17 protein-coding genes are annotated in these 18,438 nt (G+C 58.8%); 14 read left to right on the top strand and 3 right to left on the bottom strand.

What is annotated here, in order from left to right; translation table 11 throughout:
* Positions 1-9 precede the first annotated feature (9 nt).
* Positions 10-1,791 carry a proline--tRNA ligase gene (locus QP802_RS00920; protein WP_284817449.1) on the top strand — a complete coding sequence of 594 codons (1,782 nt, stop codon included), beginning with the start codon at positions 10-12 and terminating at the stop codon, positions 1,789-1,791.
* 20 nt (positions 1,792-1,811) lie between these two features.
* Here QP802_RS00920 and QP802_RS00925 read toward each other — a convergent pair whose 3' ends face one another.
* Positions 1,812-2,627 carry a DUF4439 domain-containing protein gene (locus QP802_RS00925; RefSeq protein WP_284817450.1) on the bottom strand — a complete coding sequence of 272 codons (816 nt, stop codon included), beginning with the start codon at positions 2,625-2,627 and terminating at the stop codon, positions 1,812-1,814.
* Between the two features lie 42 nt (positions 2,628-2,669).
* Between QP802_RS00925 and rimP the strand changes: the two genes are divergently transcribed.
* From rimP to QP802_RS00970, 9 genes are all read left to right on the top strand, one after another.
* A complete protein-coding gene (gene rimP, locus QP802_RS00930; protein ID WP_256041698.1) occupies positions 2,670-3,221 on the top strand; it encodes a ribosome maturation factor RimP in 552 nt (183 codons plus the stop codon).
* 19 nt (positions 3,222-3,240) lie between these two features.
* Positions 3,241-4,245: a transcription termination factor NusA gene (nusA, locus tag QP802_RS00935; RefSeq protein ID WP_070478894.1), complete on the top strand. Its 1,005-nt coding sequence runs from the start codon at positions 3,241-3,243 to the stop codon at positions 4,243-4,245.
* A 155-nt stretch (positions 4,246-4,400) separates the two neighbouring features.
* A complete protein-coding gene (locus QP802_RS00940; protein ID WP_071572529.1) occupies positions 4,401-4,715 on the top strand; it encodes a YlxR family protein in 315 nt (104 codons plus the stop codon).
* A gap of 106 nt (positions 4,716-4,821) precedes the next feature.
* The gene (infB, locus tag QP802_RS00945) at positions 4,822-7,551 is read left to right on the top strand and encodes a translation initiation factor IF-2 (protein ID WP_284817451.1); all 2,730 of its coding nucleotides are present in this window, start codon (positions 4,822-4,824) and stop codon (positions 7,549-7,551) included.
* Between the two features lie 136 nt (positions 7,552-7,687).
* Complete coding sequence (gene rbfA / locus QP802_RS00950; protein ID WP_070478897.1) at positions 7,688-8,122, top strand: 30S ribosome-binding factor RbfA; 435 nt, start codon at positions 7,688-7,690, stop codon at positions 8,120-8,122.
* A gap of 5 nt (positions 8,123-8,127) precedes the next feature.
* Positions 8,128-9,114, top strand: a complete 987-nt coding sequence (locus tag QP802_RS00955; protein ID WP_284817452.1) for a DHH family phosphoesterase — start codon at positions 8,128-8,130, stop codon at positions 9,112-9,114.
* A gap of 12 nt (positions 9,115-9,126) precedes the next feature.
* Positions 9,127-10,440 carry an MATE family efflux transporter gene (locus QP802_RS00960; protein WP_070478901.1) on the top strand — a complete coding sequence of 438 codons (1,314 nt, stop codon included), beginning with the start codon at positions 9,127-9,129 and terminating at the stop codon, positions 10,438-10,440.
* A gap of 7 nt (positions 10,441-10,447) precedes the next feature.
* Entirely contained in the window at positions 10,448-11,251 is an 804-nt protein-coding gene (locus tag QP802_RS00965; protein ID WP_256059533.1) for a metallophosphoesterase family protein, read from the top strand.
* Positions 11,251-11,904 carry a 4'-phosphopantetheinyl transferase family protein gene (locus QP802_RS00970; protein ID WP_071572532.1) on the top strand — a complete coding sequence of 218 codons (654 nt, stop codon included), beginning with the start codon at positions 11,251-11,253 and terminating at the stop codon, positions 11,902-11,904. Before QP802_RS00965 ends, QP802_RS00970 begins: the two co-directional genes overlap by 1 nt.
* A 31-nt stretch (positions 11,905-11,935) precedes the next feature.
* On the opposite strand, the gene truB is transcribed toward QP802_RS00970, so the two are convergent.
* Positions 11,936-12,829, bottom strand: coding sequence for a tRNA pseudouridine(55) synthase TruB (gene truB, locus QP802_RS00975; RefSeq protein ID WP_070362310.1), 894 nt, complete (start codon positions 12,827-12,829; stop codon positions 11,936-11,938).
* 30 nt (positions 12,830-12,859) lie between these two features.
* Here truB and QP802_RS00980 point away from each other — a divergent pair, with 30 nt between their 5' ends.
* From QP802_RS00980 to QP802_RS00995, 4 genes are all read left to right on the top strand, one after another.
* Positions 12,860-13,852, top strand: coding sequence for a bifunctional riboflavin kinase/FAD synthetase (locus QP802_RS00980; protein WP_284817453.1), 993 nt, complete (start codon positions 12,860-12,862; stop codon positions 13,850-13,852).
* 38 nt (positions 13,853-13,890) lie between these two features.
* Positions 13,891-14,844: a nucleoside hydrolase gene (locus tag QP802_RS00985; RefSeq protein WP_218161309.1), complete on the top strand. Its 954-nt coding sequence runs from the start codon at positions 13,891-13,893 to the stop codon at positions 14,842-14,844.
* A 99-nt stretch (positions 14,845-14,943) separates the two neighbouring features.
* Positions 14,944-15,213 carry a 30S ribosomal protein S15 gene (gene rpsO / locus QP802_RS00990; RefSeq protein WP_070362312.1) on the top strand — a complete coding sequence of 90 codons (270 nt, stop codon included), beginning with the start codon at positions 14,944-14,946 and terminating at the stop codon, positions 15,211-15,213.
* A gap of 137 nt (positions 15,214-15,350) precedes the next feature.
* Positions 15,351-17,669, top strand: a complete 2,319-nt coding sequence (locus QP802_RS00995; RefSeq protein WP_070362313.1) for a polyribonucleotide nucleotidyltransferase — start codon at positions 15,351-15,353, stop codon at positions 17,667-17,669.
* 60 nt (positions 17,670-17,729) lie between these two features.
* On the opposite strand, the gene QP802_RS01000 is transcribed toward QP802_RS00995, so the two are convergent.
* Complete coding sequence (locus QP802_RS01000) at positions 17,730-18,344, bottom strand: AMIN-like domain-containing (lipo)protein (RefSeq protein ID WP_284817454.1); 615 nt, start codon at positions 18,342-18,344, stop codon at positions 17,730-17,732.
* Positions 18,345-18,438 lie beyond the last annotated feature (94 nt).

Consider the following 18,438-nt stretch of genomic DNA (forward strand, 5'->3'; position numbering starts at 1 on the left):
ATATGCCCCATGATTACACGCCTGTCAGAGCTATTCCTGCGCACACTGCGCGAGGACCCCGCCGATGCCGAAGTCCCTAGCCACAAACTGCTCGTCCGAGCAGGCTACGTCCGTCGCGCCGCGCCGGGCGTCTACAGCTGGCTGCCCCTCGGGCTTCGCACGCTGCGCAAGATCGAGGGCATCGTCCGTGAAGAAATGAACAGCATGGGCGCACAAGAGCTGTTGTTCCCGGCGCTTCTTCCACGCGAACCATACGAGCTGACCAATCGCTGGACCGAATACGGCGACGACCTCTTCCGCTTGCAGGATCGCAAGGGCGCCGACATGCTGCTTGGCCCAACCCACGAAGAGATGTTCACTGCAGCAGTTAAGGACATGTATTCCTCCTACAAGGACTTCCCGGTCACGCTCTACCAAATCCAGACCAAGTACCGCGACGAAGCACGCCCACGCGCCGGGATTCTCCGCGGCCGCGAGTTCGTGATGAAGGACTCATACTCCTTCGATATGTCGGACGAAGGCTTGGACAACTCGTACGCCAAGCATCGCGAGACCTACCAGCGCATCTTTAACCGCGTTGGCATCCGCTACGAGATCTGCAAAGCAACCTCCGGAGCGATGGGTGGCTCCGCATCCGAGGAGTTCCTTGCGTACTCCGAGAACGGTGAGGACACCTTTGCTGTGTCGACCGCGGGAGATTACGCCGCCAACGTTGAGGCAGTGACCACGGTTGCACCTGAACCACGCCCGATTGAAGGGCTGCCGGAGGCCGTCGAGCACGCCACCCCAGCTTCCGAGACCATCGCGGCACTCGTGGAGTGGGCACAGGAGGCAGGAGTGCTTATCGACGGCCGCCCTGCCGAAGCCTCCGACACCCTGAAGTGCATGATGATCAAGGTCGACGACCCACGCGTGCTCGACGACAACGGTAAGCCGGTCGGCCCGCAGCTCGTCGGCGTTGTGATCCCGGGCGATCGCGAGCTCGACGAAAAGCGCCTGGAAGCTTCCCTGGAACCAGCGACGTTTGAGCTGGCCAGCGACGAGGACTTCACCAAGAGCGACTTCCTGGTGAAGGGCTACGTCGGGCCACGCGCACTGCAAGCCAACGGTGTACGCGTCCTCGCGGACCCGCGCGTGGTGGAAGGTTCCGCGTGGATCACCGGTGCAGACGCTCCTCAGAAGCACGTCGTCGGCCTCGTTGCCGGCCGCGACTTCACCGTTGACGGGTTCATCGAAGCCGCCGAGATCAAGGAAGGCGACCCCTCACCGTCCGGCAACGGCACCGTTGAACTCGCCCGTGGCATTGAACTGGGGCACATCTTCCAACTCGGACGCAAGTACACCGAAGCGATGGATGTGCAGATCCTCGACGAAAACGGCAAGCGCGCCGTGCCGACGATGGGCTCCTACGGCATCGGTATCTCGCGCATGATGGCCGTCGTCGCGGAGCAGAAGCACGACGAGAAGGGACTTGTGTGGCCAGTCGCGGTCGCGCCGTACCAGGTGCACGTTGCCGTCGCGAACAAGGACAAGGCAGCCATGGAGGCTGGAGACGCCCTCGTGCAGGAACTCAGCGACAAGGGCATCGAAGTGCTTTACGACGACCGCCCAAAGGTTTCTCCAGGCGTCAAGTTCAAGGATGCCGAATTGCTCGGCATGCCGTTCGTTGTGATCCTCGGTCGCTCGTTCGCCGACGGCATCGTTGAGCTTCGCATCCGCGGCGGCGAGACCCTTGAGGTCCCAGCTGGTGAGGTTGTGGCGAAGCTGCAGCAGCTCATCGCCGAAAGCTAATTCGGCAGTAGCAAGGAGCCTTATGCTTGCTGCGCGTGCGCGGCAAGCATAAGGCTTTGTTGTTTCCACTCGGAAGAGCTGGCTTGGGATACGGTTCCCCTCCAGGTATTGGTGAGCTGGGCGGAGAGGGCGTCGACAAGCGCTTCGGCATCTGCTGCATCATTGAGCGCATCATCGTGGGCGAGTTGATACCCAGCTGCTGCGACTGGAATCGAGTCAGCGTCGCGCAGTGCGGTGCGCAGGAACGCGACGCGCTCATCGGAGGCGTCCTCCAACGCGGCGATACGCGCGTGCAGCGGCGCATCCGCATATGCCTTTGCCAGCCCCAGCCCATAGAGGAACTCGTACTCTGTTTTGAGCGCCGCACTGGCAAGCTCGATATCGCCCTTGTTTTGCAGTGCGGCGACGTCCTCAGCGTCGAGTTCGAGGCCGATTGCCGCGATGATGTCGACGGCCTGCGCCGCAACTAAGTCTCGCGACTGCGCTGGAACCTTCTCCAAAGAAGCTGTCACGGACTGCTCGACGAACTCTTGCAGAGCTGCATCGTTGCTGACACCCACGGCTTCACCAGGACCGGTGGAAAACTCGCAGCTGCGCGGCAACTCCGCGTCAATGTTGCCGCAGAGTCGCGCAACCTCTCCAAAAAGCTCATCCGCCTGCTTGCCACGAAGCTCAGCGAGTGCTGGATCCGAAAGACTGCGCGCATCCGCAGTCGCCTGTTGCGCAAGGCCAAGCACTGCTTTGTCGGGGCGGGGCCCAACAACACCGAGAAGGTCGCACGACGAAAGCGTCAGCGACAACGGCACCGCAAGAACAGCAACCAGCAATTTTTTCACGGGGAAAACGCTAGCACGTTTGCGTCGCGCTATGGTGGGCACATGGCTTTTCCAACTCCCCAAGAACTAGAGACACTCATTGAGCCGCTGGCCCAACGCCACAACATGGACATCGAACACGTCAAGGCAGTGAAGGCTGGCAAGAAATCCCAGATTGTCATCGCGCTTGATGCCGATGCGCGTCCAACGCTGGACGAGCTCGAGGTAGTGTCGAACGAAATCGGGGAGTTCCTCGACGAACAGGAAGAAGTCGGAGCGTTCTCATTCGGTGCTGGTTACACGCTGGAAGTGACCACCCCAGGCGTCGACTTACCGCTCACAGCACCGCGCCACTGGCGTCGTAACCGCGGACGGTTGGTGAAGCTCAACGACACCAACGGCCAGAGTTCTATCTGGCGCATTGGTGCGATGAACTCCGAGGAAACGAAGGTCGCGCTGATCGAGGCAGGGAAGAAGACCCCGGCGGTGCAAATCTTGGAAGTTTCCGAAATGCCGAAATCGGTGGTAGAAATTGAGTTCAACATGCCGCCCGCTGCTGAGCGAGAACTCAGCGAGGCGACGTTTGAAGAAGCAGAAGTAGCAGCAACCCTGTAAGGGATCCGGAGGAAGACAAGTGAATATTGACGTCCAAGTCTTGAAGAACATCGAAGCACAGCAAGGAATTGGGTTCGACGAACTACTCGAGACCATCGCCTCGGCGCTGCTCTTCGCGTACACGGACAACCTGGAGCACCCCCAGGATGAACACCACAAGGCGCGCGTCGACATCGACTCCGAAACCGGTGACGTTGCCGTCATGGTTTCTGAGCTCGACGCTGAGGGCGAAATTATCTCGGAGTACGACGCCACCCCGGTCAACTTTTCTCGAATCGGTGCGAGGGCCGTGCGCGACGCCATCAAGGGCAAGCTATTGGCCGTCGAAGCTGGTCGCGTGTACGAGGAGTACTCCGGCGCTGAAGGTACTGTTGTCTCAGGCATCGTGCAACGGGACGCGCAAGCGGAAGCACGCGGAATCTCCGTGGTGCAGCTTGGAACCGAAGCCGATCCACAGGATGGCCTGCTCATCCCGGCAGAAAAGATCCCTTCCGAAACGCTCAAGCACGGTGACCGCATTAAGGCGTACGTAGTTGGCGTCAATAAGTCTGACCGTCGTGTGCAGGTAAGCCTGTCGCGCACGCACCCTGAGCTCGTGCGCGGGTTGTTCGCGCTTGAGGTCCCGGAAATCGCAGATGGCACCGTTGAGATCGTGGGCATTGCCCGTGAGGCGGGGCACCGCTCCAAGATCGCTGTACGGGCGACGGTGAAGGGTGTCAACGCGAAAGGCGCATGCATCGGCCCGCGCGGCTCGCGTGTCTCAAACGTGATGAAGGAGCTCGGTGGGGAAAAGATCGACATCATCGACTGGGCAGAGGATCCGGCTACGTATGTTGGTAACTCACTGGCGCCATCGAAGGTTGTCAAGGTCGAGGTCGTCGACCCAGTGGCGCAAGTAGCGCGTGTTACCGTGCCCGACTACCAGCTGTCACTTGCGATTGGCAAGGAGGGGCAGAACGCACGTCTGGCTGCTCGCCTTACCGGTTGGAAGATCGACATCCACTCCGACGCAGCCGCGGATTAACGACGCCAGATCCTGGCCTCTGTGTTGGGAATTCACACAACGCTTATAAAAACTTGGCAAAGTGGCGTAGGCTGGTCCGTGGCTAATTTTCCCATCGTGGTGTTGGCCACGCGATAGCCGTTCAGCAATGTCGAGTATGTGGAAGAAGGGTGTGGATGACTTCAGCGAGCGAACGCTCAATCCGTCGTCGCACCTGTATAGCCACAGGCCGGAAACTTCCAGATAGGGAATTGCTCCGGGTTGTTGCTGACGGTACTGTTCCAGGTGTTGTTCTTGCAGATCCCACCCGATCATTACCTGGGCGGGGAGCGTGGATAACCCCTACATGGGATGCATTAAAGCTGGCGGAAGAGCGTAGAGCTTTCTCTCGCGCCCTCCGTCTGTCCGCCCCTGCGGACGTAGGTCATGTACACAAGTACCTCGCTGAAAAGGCGAAAGACCCAACAGAAGTAAGGAAGACCGAACACTGATGAGAACGCAACAATGAAGCAGCATCAGCGATGAAAGTCATAATCAACGTCTAGAGGCCGGTCGCCGTTTCCGGTGCCGCCCTCTAGCCCAACTAAGAGGAGACACGTGCCCGGAAAGCTACGCGTACACGAGCTCGCAAAACGACTCGGCGTAACAAGCAAGGAACTACTCGCCACTCTGAAGGAAGAGGGCGAATTCGTAAAGACAGCTTCCTCCACCATTGAGCCTCCCGTCGTCAAGAAGATGACGGCACTGTACGAGCAAAAGAATGGTGGCGGAGAAGAAGCATCCGCGAAGGATAAGGATGCAGCGAAGCCCGCTGGTAAGGCGTCGAAGCCTGCAGCAGCAAAGCCTGCGGCACCGAAGCCAAGTGCTGCAAAACCTGCAGCACCAAAGCCCGGTGCTGCCACACCAGCCGCTCCAAAGCCCGGCGCTGCTAAGCCAGCTGCCCCGAAGCCTGCAGCAGCAAAGCCAGCGGCACCGAAGCCAAGTGCTGCAAAACCTGCAGCACCGAAGCCGTCGGGTATGCCGCGGCCGATGCCGAAGCCGGGTGGCCGCCCACGGGTAGCCAACAATCCATTTTCTTCCAACACTGGTGGGGCACGACCAGCTCCACGTCCGGGTGGTCGCGGTGCACAGGGTGGCCGTGGTGGTCAGCCTGGTCGCGGTGGCCAAGGTGGCCCACGCCCAGGGCAGAACCAGGGCCAGGGTCGCGGGACTGGCGCGCAGCGTCAAGGTAGCCGTCGTCCGTCCCCAGCAGATATGGCAGCGGCACCATCACCAACGCAAATGCCACGCAAGGCGGCTGGGTCGGACAACCGTGGCGGTCGTGGGCACGGCCGCGGCCGTGGTGGACACGGCCCGGGCGGCCCACAGGGCGGCGGTTTCCGCGGTCGCGGTGGACGTCGTGGCGGAACCGCTGGTGCATTCGGCCGTCCAGGTGGCGCACCAGGGCGTCGTCGTAAGTCGAAGGGTCAGAAGAGGGCCGAGTACGAAGAGATGCACGCACCAAACGTCATCGGTGGCGTACGCCTTCCCGATGGCGGTGGCAAGACTGTGCGTCTGCGTCAGGGCGCGACCTTGGCTGACTTCGCTGACAAGATCGGTACCGAAGCATCGAACCTGGTGCAGGCGCTGTTCAACCTTGGTGAAATGGTAACGGCAACGCAGTCGGTCCCCGAGGAGACGCTGCAGCTACTCGGCGCCGAAATTAACTACGAGGTTAAGATCGTCTCTCCTGAGGACGAGGACCGCGAACTTCTCGAGTCCTTCGACCTCCAGTTCGGTGAGGATGAAGGCACCGAAGAGGACCTTGAACAGCGCCCACCAGTGGTGTCTGTCATGGGTCACGTGGACCACGGTAAGACCCGCTTGCTGGATACAATTCGTCGCGCCAACGTTGGGCGCGGCGAGGCCGGCGGTATTACCCAGGGCATCGGTGCGTACCAGACCACCGTTGAGCTCGAGGGGGTTGAGCGTAAGATCACGTTCCTCGATACCCCAGGTCACGAGGCGTTCACGGCAATGCGTGCCCGCGGTGCGAAGTCGACCGACCTCGCTATCCTCGTTGTCGCTGCTGACGACGGCGTGATGCCACAGACGGTTGAGGCTATCAACCACGCCAAGGCTGCAGACCTGCCTATCGTGGTTGCAGTGAACAAGGTGGATAAGCCGGAGGCTTCGCCGGAGAAGATCCGTGGTCAGCTGACCGAATACGGACTGGTTCCGGAGGAGTACGGCGGTGACACCATGTTCATCGACATCTCCGCGAAGCAGGGCACCGGCATCGATGAACTGCTCGAGGCAGTCTTGCTGACCGCCGACGCAGCTCTCGAGCTGCAGGCGAACCCGGACATGGATGCACAGGGCGTGGCTATCGAGTCGCACCTCGACCGTGGCCGTGGCCCAGTCTCCACCGTTATCGTGCAGCGCGGTACGTTGCGCGTCGGCGACTCCATCGTTGTGGGCGGCAACTTCGGCCGTGTCCGCCGAATGGTCGACGAGTGGGGCAACGACGTTGAAAAGGCTGGCCCGTCCCGCCCGGTACAGGTACAAGGCCTCAATGGCGTTCCTGGTCCAGGCGACAACCTCCTGGTAGTCGAGGACGACCGTGTTGCCCGCCAGATCGCTGCGCAGCGCGACGCTCGTCATCGCGCCGCTATGCAGGCACGCAACAAGAAGCGCGTCTCTCTGGAGAACCTGGATCAGGCGCTCAAGGAGACCAGCCAGCTCAACCTCATCCTCAAGGGCGACAACGCCGGTTCGGTGGAAGCTCTGGAGGAGGCGCTGCTCAAGATCGAGGTCGACGACGAAGTCGAGGTAAACATCATCGACCGTGGCGTCGGTGCTGTTACCCAGACCAACGTCGTGCTCGCGGCCGCTTCCGACGCTGTCATCGTGGCATTCAATGTCCGTGCTGAGGGCAAGGCTACGGAAGAAGCCAACAACGAGGGCGTCGAGATCCGTTACTACTCGGTGATCTACAAGGCGATCGAGGAAGTCGAGGCAGCCCTGAAGGGCATGCTGAAGCCGATCTACGAAGAGAAGGACCTGGGCAAGGCCGAGATCCGTCAGATCTTCAAGGCGTCTTCTGTCGGCCTCATCGCAGGCTGCATGGTTACCGAAGGCAAGGTCAAGCGTGGAGCGAAGATTCGCCTCGTGCGCGACGGCAATGTTGTTACCTCGGACGCGACCATCGACTCGCTGCGACGCGAGAAGGACGACGCAACAGAGGTTGCAAAGGGCTACGAGTGCGGCATGGTGCTGTCCTACCCGGACATCCAGGTCGACGACATCATCGAGGCATACGAGATGGTGGAAGTCCCCCGCGACTAGTCGGTAGAGAGAAAACGGCCCTGCTCTTTCGCAAACGCGAAGTGAGCAGGGCCGTTTCTTTTCTTGAAGTAGTGGGCTGCGTCGTAGCAGGGTAGACTGTTCGGAGGTTTAGTGCCAATGAAGTAAAGGAGACGAAATGTCAGAGAACCCTCGCGCGCAGCGCCTGGCGAAGCAGATCCAAATGATCGTCGCTTCGGCGATAGAGCGTGAAGTGAAAGACCGTCGCCTCGAATTGGTGACTATTACGGACGTCCGGATGACCGGCGACCTACATGATGCGACTGTCTACTACACGGTACGCGGAAAGAATATCGACGACGAGCCGGATTACGATCAGGCTGCAGAGGCGCTGTACCGTCACCGAGGACAGATCCGCAAGATTGTTGGCGACCAGTTGAGTGTCCGCTTTACTCCTACGATTGAGTTCAAGCTTGATACGGTGCCGGAGTCCTCGGCACGGATGGAAGAACTGCTGGAGAAAGCTCGTCGTCGCGATGCAGAGCTGGCGCGACTGCGAGAGAGCGCCCAGCCAGCAGGTGAGGAAAACCCGTATAAGACGATTGAAGAGTAGGCACTATGGCGTTGTTATTTCCCCAAGCAGAGGCCGAATTTAACAAAGTTGCTGGCGCCATTAAGAACGCGTCGAATGTTGCGGTGCTGGCCCATATCAAGCCCGATGCTGATGCGATTGGATCGGCGTGCGCTCTTGTTCGAGGATTGCGGCAGATCGGAATTGAAGCCAGTGCTTACATCGGCCAGCCATTCCCGCACGCAAATAACCTGCGCTCTATTCCGGGGGTTGATGAGGTCATCTATGGGGAAGCGTTACCAGCGGATGGGCTGATCGTCACGGTTGATTGTGCCTCGGTAGACCGAACGGGATGCTACCAATCTGAGCTTATGGCGCAGCAAGAGCGGGTGATCGTGCTTGACCATCACCGTTCGAATGACGGGTTCGGAGCGCGGAACCTCATTATCGATTCTGAATCGACGACGACTATCATCCGGGAGCTGTTTACGTACCTCGGCGTCGAGTTAGACGCTGAACTAGCCTATTGCCTGTATTCCGGGCTTGTCACCGACACAGGTAATTTCCGTTGGGGTTCCCCGAGAATGCATACGCTTGCTGGAGAGTTGTTGGAATTCGGGCTCAATCCAAGGAACATATCCCTGCAGCTTTCGGACGAGATGACGGCCGATGACCTACGTTTGATGGGTAGTGCATTAGCAAGCTTGGAATCACGTCAAGTCGATGATCTCACAGTTTCGTTCATGTGTATTGATGAAGCTGCGATGCAAGCGATGAGCCAAACTGCCGTTGAAGCCGTAATTGATTACGCGCGTGTCCTCGTTGGCAGTGACGTCGGGGTTGTACTCAAGCAGTTCCACTCGGATCGGTGGGGGATTTCCTTGCGCTCGACAAAGGTAGATGTCTCCGTCGTTGCAAGTGCGCTCGGCGGGGGTGGTCACCGCCCAGCTGCGGGGTACTCGGCGCAAGGAACGAAAGAACAGGTACAAGATCGGCTTCTCGCTGCATTGCATGACGCTTACGTTGCGGAGTAAGGCTGCTCCTGTATGACGAATACACATGGTGTGCGGGCGCGTGACATTTTTGCCTTGGCGCTACCGGCCCTCGGCGTGCTTGCGGCGAATCCTCTGTATTTGCTGCTGGATACTGCTGTGGTTGGAAGGCTGGGCACGGTTGAGCTTGCGGCGCTCGCTGCTGGTACTGCGGTGCAATCTACGGTGACCACGCAGCTGACGTTTCTTTCCTACGGCACTACCGCGCGTAGCTCGCGTCTTTACGGCGCAGGTCGGCGTGCTGATGCGGTCGCGGAAGGCGTCCAGGCTTCGTGGGTGGCAATACTCGTGGGCCTCGGATTGGCGTCGATTATTTGGCTGTTCGCCGAACCCATCGCGTTTGCGTTGACTCAGAATGCGGAAACGTCTGCTGACGCGGCGCAGTGGATGCATGTCGCGGCGGTCGCTATTCCGCTGACGCTGCTGATTATGGCAGGTAATGGTTGGATGCGAGGAGTGCAAAACACCAGGCTACCGTTTGTGTTGACGCTGTGCGGTCTTGTACCCGGGGCGGTTCTATTGCCTTTGCTTGTTGACCACTTTGGGCTGGTGGGCTCTGCTGTGGCCAACGTAATAGGAATGGGAATTACCGCTTCACTATTCGTTGGGGCGCTTGTAAAGGAACATCGAGGAGAGGGCGCTGTTTGGCGCCCACAGTGGAATGTCATTGCCCATCAGTTGGTGCTTGGACGTGACTTGATTTTGCGCTCCGCCTCCTTTCAGATTTCGTTGCTCGCCGCTACTGCAGTCGCTGGTCGTTTTGGTGTCTTCGCATTGGCCGCGCACCAGGTGTTGCTGCAGTTGTGGAACTTCCTGAGCCTCGTGCTGGACTCGCTCGCAATTGCAGCTCAGACGCTTACAGGGGCTGCACTTGGGCAGGGAAACGTGGAGCGCGCAAGAGGGACAGGTGCAGCTGTTACGCGCTACGCTACGGTGTTTGCGGTTGTGCTCGCTGCGGTTTTTCTTGTGTTCGATGGGCCAATCCAGTCGATTTTTACGCATGATCCTGGCATGGCAGACGCGCTGGCTGTCCCTTGGCGGTGGTTGGTGGCGATGATCGTTGTGGGGGGTGCGGTGTTTGCGCTCGACGGGGTGCTGCTTGGAGCGAGTGACGCTGTCTTCCTGCGCAACCTTTCGATTGGCGCAATGCTCGGTGGATTTTTGCCTTTGACGTTGTTGTCCATGTGGCTGGGGTGGGGTCTCGCGGGTGTGTGGGCCGGCTATTTTGTCTCAGTCGTGTTGCGTCTGGTGGGAGTGCTGTGGCGGTTCCGTTCGATGAAGTGGGCGCGCACCGGGGTAGAGGAGTGAGTACGTCATGCTAGGTCCGACACTGTGGGCGGTCAGCGACCTGCATGCTGCAGTAAAGGCGAATCAGGCCAAGATCGACCGCATTCAACCGCGGCATGAGGGGGATTGGCTGATTGTCGCGGGTGATGTTGCAGAGAAATTTGAGCTGATAGTCAACGTGATGGGTGTACTTGCTCAACGGTTTGAGAAAGTCATCTGGGCCCCTGGAAACCACGAGCTGTTCTCTAGCGAGCGATCACGCTACAGAGGCCGTGATAAGTACGTTGCGCTAGTCCAGGCAATGCGAGAACTCGGCGTTGTAACGCCTGAGGACCCGTACCCGGTATTCCACGGCATTACGGTGGCGCCACTGTTTACTCTGTACGACTACTCGTTTCGCCCTCAGCATTTAAGTGTCGACGCCGCGCTGAAGAAAGCTCGCGACAACAACATTCTGATGACGGACGAGTTTGCTATCCGCCCATTTGTAGATACTCGTGCGTGGTGCTGGGAGCGCTTGGCGTACACAACGAAGCGCCTTTCTCGCGTGCACGGTAAGACGATCTTGGTCAACCACTGGCCACTGGTAAAGGAGCCAACGCACCGCCTGTTCTACGGGGACATTGCCATGTGGTGCGGGACCCGGCACACGCGCAGTTGGCCTAAGCGGTTCCAGGCACAGGCCGTAGTCTACGGACACCTTCATATCCCGGGGACCGTACATGTAGACGGCATTCCGCATATTGAAGTGTCGTTGGGGTACCCCAGGGAGTGGCAGCGCTGGCCAGAGGAACATCGTTGGCCGTACCCAGTCTGGGAGGTGAACCGCTAGTGCGCGATCTGTCATTATTCCCTCCCTCTGCGCGGTTCGTCTCTCTTCGAACCGATGACGGCCATAATCTCCGCAATTACGATAATCTCGACGAGCAGGAGAAAGGCGTTGTCCGCGGAGCGGTCGATATCCGGAAAGGGGAGTTCGGCGATGCCCGTTGGTGTGCGCACCGCGCCCTCGACGAACTAGGGGTCGAAGGTCCTCACCGCATCATGCGGGGCGAAGCTGGGATGCCGTTGTGGCCCGAGGGCGTGTGTGGCTCATTGACGCATACGGATGGTTTTCGTGCGGCGGTCGTTGCGCCACTCAACAAGGTGCGCTCTATCGGTATTGATGCTGAGCTGGCGGAGCCGCTTCCGGAAGGCGTATTGCCCCAAATCGCGTGCCCAACCGAGCTTGAGATGTTGGACGCACTTCGGGCAGAGGGCTGCTTCTGGGCTGATCGGCTGCTGTTCTGCGCGAAAGAGGCCACATATAAGTGTTGGTTCCCGTTGGCGCGAAAGATGTTGGAATTCGATCAGGCGGAAATCTATATCCGGCCGAACGGAACATTTGTTTCGTACATTCTCGAGCGGCCGACGCCCGCTCCGTTCTTTGAGGGGCGCTGGGTGCACCGGGCTGGCTACGTCATCACTTCTGCGTTTCTGTTGTAGCGACAAACGCGAAAAACGGCGTTAGCGCTGACTACAGCGTGGATGGGCGCGCGACAAACACCGTGGCAAGACGCTTCTTGGATTCTTTCACAAGGGCGACGACGCGGCCGTCGTCACGTTGTGCAGCGTGTACACCCGAAAGTCCGCGAGGTTCGAGCCATTTGCCCATAGCGAGGGCGTCGTATTCATCGTTGGTGACGGGCAGTACCGGCCAACAGGTAGCGCAGGCTTCGTCGAGGGTGAGGCTGAAGCGCGGGTGAGCCTGGATGTCTTCCAGCTCCAATGCGTGCTCGAGGTTAAAGGGCCCGACTGTGGTTCGGCGAAGCGCAGTCAGGTGCCCGCCGGTGTGTAGGGTCTCACCTAGATCGCGTGCGAGCGCGCGAATGTACGTCCCCGAGGAGCAGTGCACACGGACATCGACGTCAATCCAGGTATCGACGCGAGCGATGCCCAAAATGCTGTACTCATGAATTGTTACTGGTCGGGCTGGGATCTCGACATCGTGTCCTTCGCGGACGAGCTGATGTGCGCGCTTGCCGTCGATTTTGATTGCGGACACGCTTGAGGGACGCTGCATGATATCGCCGCGGAAGCTGTCGATGGCGTCGATAATGTCGGCGTCAGTGACTGCATCGGTGGGGGAGGTGCTGACGACCTCGCCCTCGGCGTCATCCGTCGTGGTGGCGGCACCGAGCCGAATGGTTGCCTCGTACGTCTTGGTTTCCGCGACGAGGTGGGCGAGGAGCTTTGTGCCACGCTCGATACCGACAACCAGTACTCCAGTCGCCATCGGATCCAAGGTGCCGGCATGACCAACTTTGCGGGTCCCGAAAGCACGGCGAAGGCGTGCGACCACGTCGTGGCTTGTGAGGCCTTGTGGCTTATCGATGACAACAATTCCAGATGTAGCGAGGGGATCACTCATAGCTCTTTAGTATGCCGTACGCTATTGCACGTGGATATTTTGCACGGTCTTAATGCTGTACCGGAATCGTTTGGTGCTCTCGACGGCACCGTGTTGACGATAGGGGTCTTTGACGGGGTCCACCGCGGTCACCAGATGCTGATCAAAGCAGCTGTTGATGAGGCGAAGCGTCTCCAGGTGCCATGCGTGGTGATGACATTTGAGCCGCACCCGGTAGCAGTATTTCGTCCAGAAGCCGCGCCCACGGCGCTGATGCCACTCGAGGAGCGGGCGCGGCTCATCGCTGAGCTTGGCGTGGACGCGCTGATTGTTATCGATTTCCGCAAAGAGCTTGCGGGGGAGAGTGCACAAGACTATTTCGGCAAAATAGTGATGGGCACCTTGCATGCTCGTCACGTCTTTGTGGGCGAGAATTTTACGTTCGGACGAGATGCTTCCGGCACGTCGCAGACGATGGTGCAGCTCGGTGAGCAGAATGGTGTTGATGTGACGGTAGTCCGCCTGCTGAAAGAGGGCGCGACAAGAATTTGTTCAACGGCGATTCGGGACGAGCTCGCACAGGGCAACATCAGTGTGGCTAAGGACTACATGGGCAGGCCGTTCTCCGTCGTGGGTCCGATCGAGCGGGGTGCTGGGCGAGGAGGTCGCGAGCTCGGTTACCCGACCGCGAATCAGTATGTTGCTGATGTTTCTGCCCTCCCGAAAGATGGGGTGTACGCGGGGTGGCTCATAATTATCGACGATGCCCCCATCGGCGGGAACATGGTTCCGGGAAAGCGCTACCCGGCTGCGATTTCAGTCGGCACTAATCCGACGTTCGGTGACAAGCGGCGCAGTGTCGAGTCCTACGTGCTTGATAGAGATGCTGACCTCTACGATCGGATGGCCCGCGTCGAATTTGTGGCGAAGGTTCGCGACATGGTCAAGTTCGATTCCGTTGACGAGCTTCTGGAGCACATGGCTCGGGACGTTTCCCGGACCCGCGAACTCTTAAGCGAGCCTGTTGCTGATTCCGTAGAATAAAGCCGTTGCTGATCTGTGTTGCTTGAGAGGTTTTTGCTGTGACCATCAAGATGATTCTCGACGTAGACACCGGTATCGACGACGCGTTGGCGTTGGCATACGCTATGGCTTCACCTGAAGTGGAACTTGTCGGCGTGACATCGACATATGGAAACGTCACGGTGGCTGATAGCGTTCGCAACAGTCTCGCGATTCTCGAGCTATTCGGGCGCACCGATATTCCCGTGTTCGCTGGCCCGACGCATGCTCGTGCCAAGGACAGCTTTGAAGTGTTGGAAATTTCGCAGTTCATTCACGGCGTAAACGGTATAGGGGAGGCGCAACTTCCGGATGCCCATCGCGCTGTCGAGGAAGCCTCCGCGGTGGACTTCATGGTCGATGCGTTCCACCGCTACGGCGACGAATTAGTGATTGTTCCTGTCGGGCCTCTGACGACGGTCGCAGCTGCCATGGAAGCCGATAAAGACTTTGCAGACAGTGCCAGGATTGTGATGATGGGCGGTGCGCTGACCGTGCCGGGAAACGTCAATACGTGTACTGAGGCGAACATCAATCAGGACCCCGAAGCTGCTGATTTTGTGATGCGCAGGGCGCAGAACCTCACCATGATCGGGCTCGATGTCACTTTGCAGACGCTGTTGACGTCGAAAGAAACCGCGGTGTGGAAGGAGTTGGGCACGTCTCAAGGCGACTTCTTGGCAGAGGCGACTGACTTTTACATCAAGGCATATGAAACAACTTCGCCGCATCTTGGTGGGTGCGGGCTGCATGACCCGTTGGCGGTAGCAGTTGCGATAGATCCCAGCCTGGTTGACTGCATTGGTATAAACCTGCGCACGGACCTCGAAGAGCCAACTCGTGGACGAACGATCGGGGACCCGGAGCGCCTGAACGACCCGAAGAAGACGAGTCAGGTTGCAGTTGGTGTCGACGTTGATCGATTCCTCGATGAGTTCATGACGCGTTTGACCAACCTGGCGCGCAGCAGCTAAAGTAGTCCAGGCTTTGTGCGCATTGAGACTGTGGTTCGCAGCAGTTGCAGCACGAAGTGGTCAAAGTATATGCGGACTGAAACAAATGAGGAGTTTTTCATGGCGCTGAACGCTGAGAAAAAGGCAGAGATTCTGAAGACCTACGGTGTGCACGAGACTGACACCGGTTCCCCGGAGGCACAGGTTGCGCTGCTCACCGAGCGCATCAACAACCTGACTGAGCACCTGAAGTTCCACCAGCACGACCACCACTCCCGTCGTGGCCTGCTGCTGCTGGTTGGTCGCCGTCGTGGTCTGCTGAAGTACCTGCGTGAGAACAACGTCGAGCGCTACCGTGACCTGATTGCTCGTCTCGGCCTGCGTCGTTAAGACGATCACGTCATAAGGCTTCAAACCCCCGCTCTGGCTTTCAGGGCGGGGGTTTAGCTGTGTCTGGAGCGTGGTGAAATCCCTTGCAGGGTGGTAGAGTGTGCTTCGTTCTAAATGACACAAAAACGGCGACATCGATGATCGCCCGGAGATCCAAGGAGAGGGATCAATTGAGCAGTTTTAAGCCGAGAAATTCGTACGAAATCCACGTTGATGAAGAGTATGGGGTTACCGAAGCAGTAGCGTCGCTCGACAATGGTGATTTCGGTTCTCGCACCATTCGTTTTGAGACGGGCCAGTTGGCTCGCCAGGCAGATGGCTCGGTGACGACCTACCTGGACGATGACACCATGATGCTTGCGACGACTACGGCGTCGAATAACCCCCGCGAAGGCTTTGATTTCTTCCCTCTGACCGTTGATGTCGAGGAGCGAATGTATGCCGCGGGCCGTATCCCGGGCTCGTTCTTCCGCCGCGAAGGCCGCCCATCCACCGAGGCGATCCTGGCTTGCCGTCTCATCGACCGCCCACTGCGCCCAACCTTCGTGAAGGGGCTGCGCAACGAGGTTCAGGTCGTGATTACCGTCCTGTCGATCGCCCCGGAAGAATACTACGACGTTGTCGCTATCAACGGAGCTTCCGCGGCAACGCAGCTTTCTGGCCTGCCGGTTTCCGGCCCCGTTGGTGGTGTGCGTATGGCATTGATCGCTGACGATAAACACCCAGAAGGCCAGTGGGTTGCATTCCCGAATCACGAGCAGCACCAGCGTGCCATCTTCGAGATGGTTGTTGCGGGCCGCATTGTTGAGCGCAAGCGTGGCCGTAAGACGGAAGCGGATGTTGCAATCATGATGGTTGAGGCAGGAGCTGGCGCGAACGTCGTCAAGCTGATCGCTGACGGCGCACCTGCACCTACCGAGGAAACCGTCGCAGACGGTCTGGAGGCTGCGAAACCGTACATCAAGACGCTGTGTGAGGCGCAGCGCGACCTTGCAGCTCAGTTCGACAAGGAACGCAAGGAGTTTCCGCTATTCCCGGCATACACCGATGAGGTGTTTGAAGCAGTGGAGAAGAAGGCATCGAAGAAGCTCGCTTCCTTCTTGACCATCGCTGGCAAGCAGGAGCGCGAAGAGAAGATCAACGCGTACATCGAGGACATCGAAGAAGATGTGCTTGACCGCCTCGACGTCGACGAAGATGACGACGATGTTGCTGCTGTGGTGAAGGAGATTCGCGCGGCGTACAACGCACTGCAGAAGGAGATCGTTCGAGGCAAGATCCTGAAGGATGGCTATCGTATCGACGGTCGCAGCGTGACCGCGATCCGTGACCTTGGTGTTGAAGTCGAACTCGTCCCGCGTGCGCATGGTTCGGCACTGTTCGAGCGCGGCGAGACCCAGATCCTTGGTGTGACGACGCTTGACATGTTGAAGATGGAACAGCCAATCGATTCGCTGAGCCCTGAGACTTCGAAGCGTTACATTCACCACTACAACTTCCCACCGTATTCGACTGGTGAAACAGGTCGTGTTGGCTCCCCGAAGCGCCGCGAAATCGGTCACGGTGCGCTTGCAGAGCGCGCGTTGTTGCCAGTGATACCTTCGCGCGAGGACTTCCCGTACACGATTCGCCAGGTTTCTGAGGCGCTGAGCTCCAACGGTTCGACGTCGATGGGCTCCGTTTGCGCATCGACGTTGTCGCTGTACAACGCTGGTGTGCCACTGGCTGCTCCGGTCGCGGGTATTGCGATGGGCCTTGTGTCGGGTGACGTCGATGGTGAGACGAAGTACGTCGCTCTGACGGACATTCTGGGCGCGGAAGATGCGTTCGGCGATATGGACTTCAAGGTGGCAGGCACCCGCGAGTTCATCACCGCCCTGCAGCTTGATACCAAGCTGGACGGCATTCCTTCTGACGTGCTCGCTTCGGCTCTGAAGCAGGCGCATGATGCTCGGGAGACCATCCTGGACACGATGGCAGAGGTCATCGATTCGCCGGATGATATGAGCTCGTTGGCGCCGAAAATCACCACGGTGAAGGTTCCTGTTTCCAAGATTGGTGAGGTCATTGGCCCGAAGGGCAAGATGATCAACTCGATTACCGAGGAAACCGGCGCGGACATCTCGATTGAAGAGGACGGAACCGTGTACGTCTCGGCAACCAGTGGCGAAGCAGCAGACGCCGCGATCGACAAGATCAACGCAATTGCTAACCCACAGTTGCCGAAGGTAGGCGAGCACTACCTGGGTACCGTGGTCAAAACCGTTGCATTCGGCGCGTTCGTTTCGATCGTCCCGGGAACCGACGGCCTGATTCATATCTCGAACTTGGGTGGCAACAAGCGCATCGAGAAGGTCGAGGACGTTGTCAACGTCGGTGACAAGATCGAGGTCGAGATTCGTGATATTGATAATCGCGGCAAGATCTCCCTTGTTCCTGTTGAGCAGGACAAGTAGTCTCACCGCTTAAAGAAGTGGCCAGGGCGTAAATGCCCTGGCCACTACGCGTTTGCCGAGCTAACGGTGGACGTCAATAACTAGCCGTGTTGGACTTTCCAACACCGTAGCCTCAAACGAACGCTGCCGGTCGAGTCCGATGAAGAACTGCGACTGGTTTTCAAACGTGCCGCCGTTGGTGATCCCAGCGACGTTGCCGGTTGCCAGCTGATACGGGCCAGCGGAGATAAGATCAGGGTTGCTCGGGAGTCGATCCATCGGTGTGCCTTCGATGAGCACCTCCAAGATGTCGTTACCGGAGACCGCGAGCTCGTGGCCGGAGGCCTGCTGGAGTGCCTTATCGGTGTACTGAATTCGGTATCCAGGTAGGCCATCGCCTGAGAACTCGAAGACGACGCGGTCATAAGTCTCATGGCTACCGACTCGAACATCCTGGAGCGTTAGCTCAGGGGCACCTTCGGGTGGAGCGAAGGTGTTGAGAGCGACTGGGGCTGCGGGAGATGCGGCAGCCGATACCGTTGACTCCGTAGCAGATGCGTCTTGTGTAGTGGTAGCTGCAACGCTTTCAGGGGACGCGGTCGCTGCGGACGGCTCTGTCACTTCGGAGCCCGTGCCGCACGCGGTGAGCAGTGCAGCCACGGCGAAGACACCGGGGAGGATCAAGCTACTCTTCATGCTTTTCGAGTGTACCGAACCACACCTGCCGCACGGCGCGCTACAGTGACAGCAGTAGAACGAACGCAACTCGCAAAGCAGAATTGAGGAATGG

The organism is Corynebacterium sp. UMB10119B (genome assembly GCF_030228125.1).
GTDB lineage: Bacteria > Actinomycetota > Actinomycetes > Mycobacteriales > Mycobacteriaceae > Corynebacterium > Corynebacterium pseudogenitalium.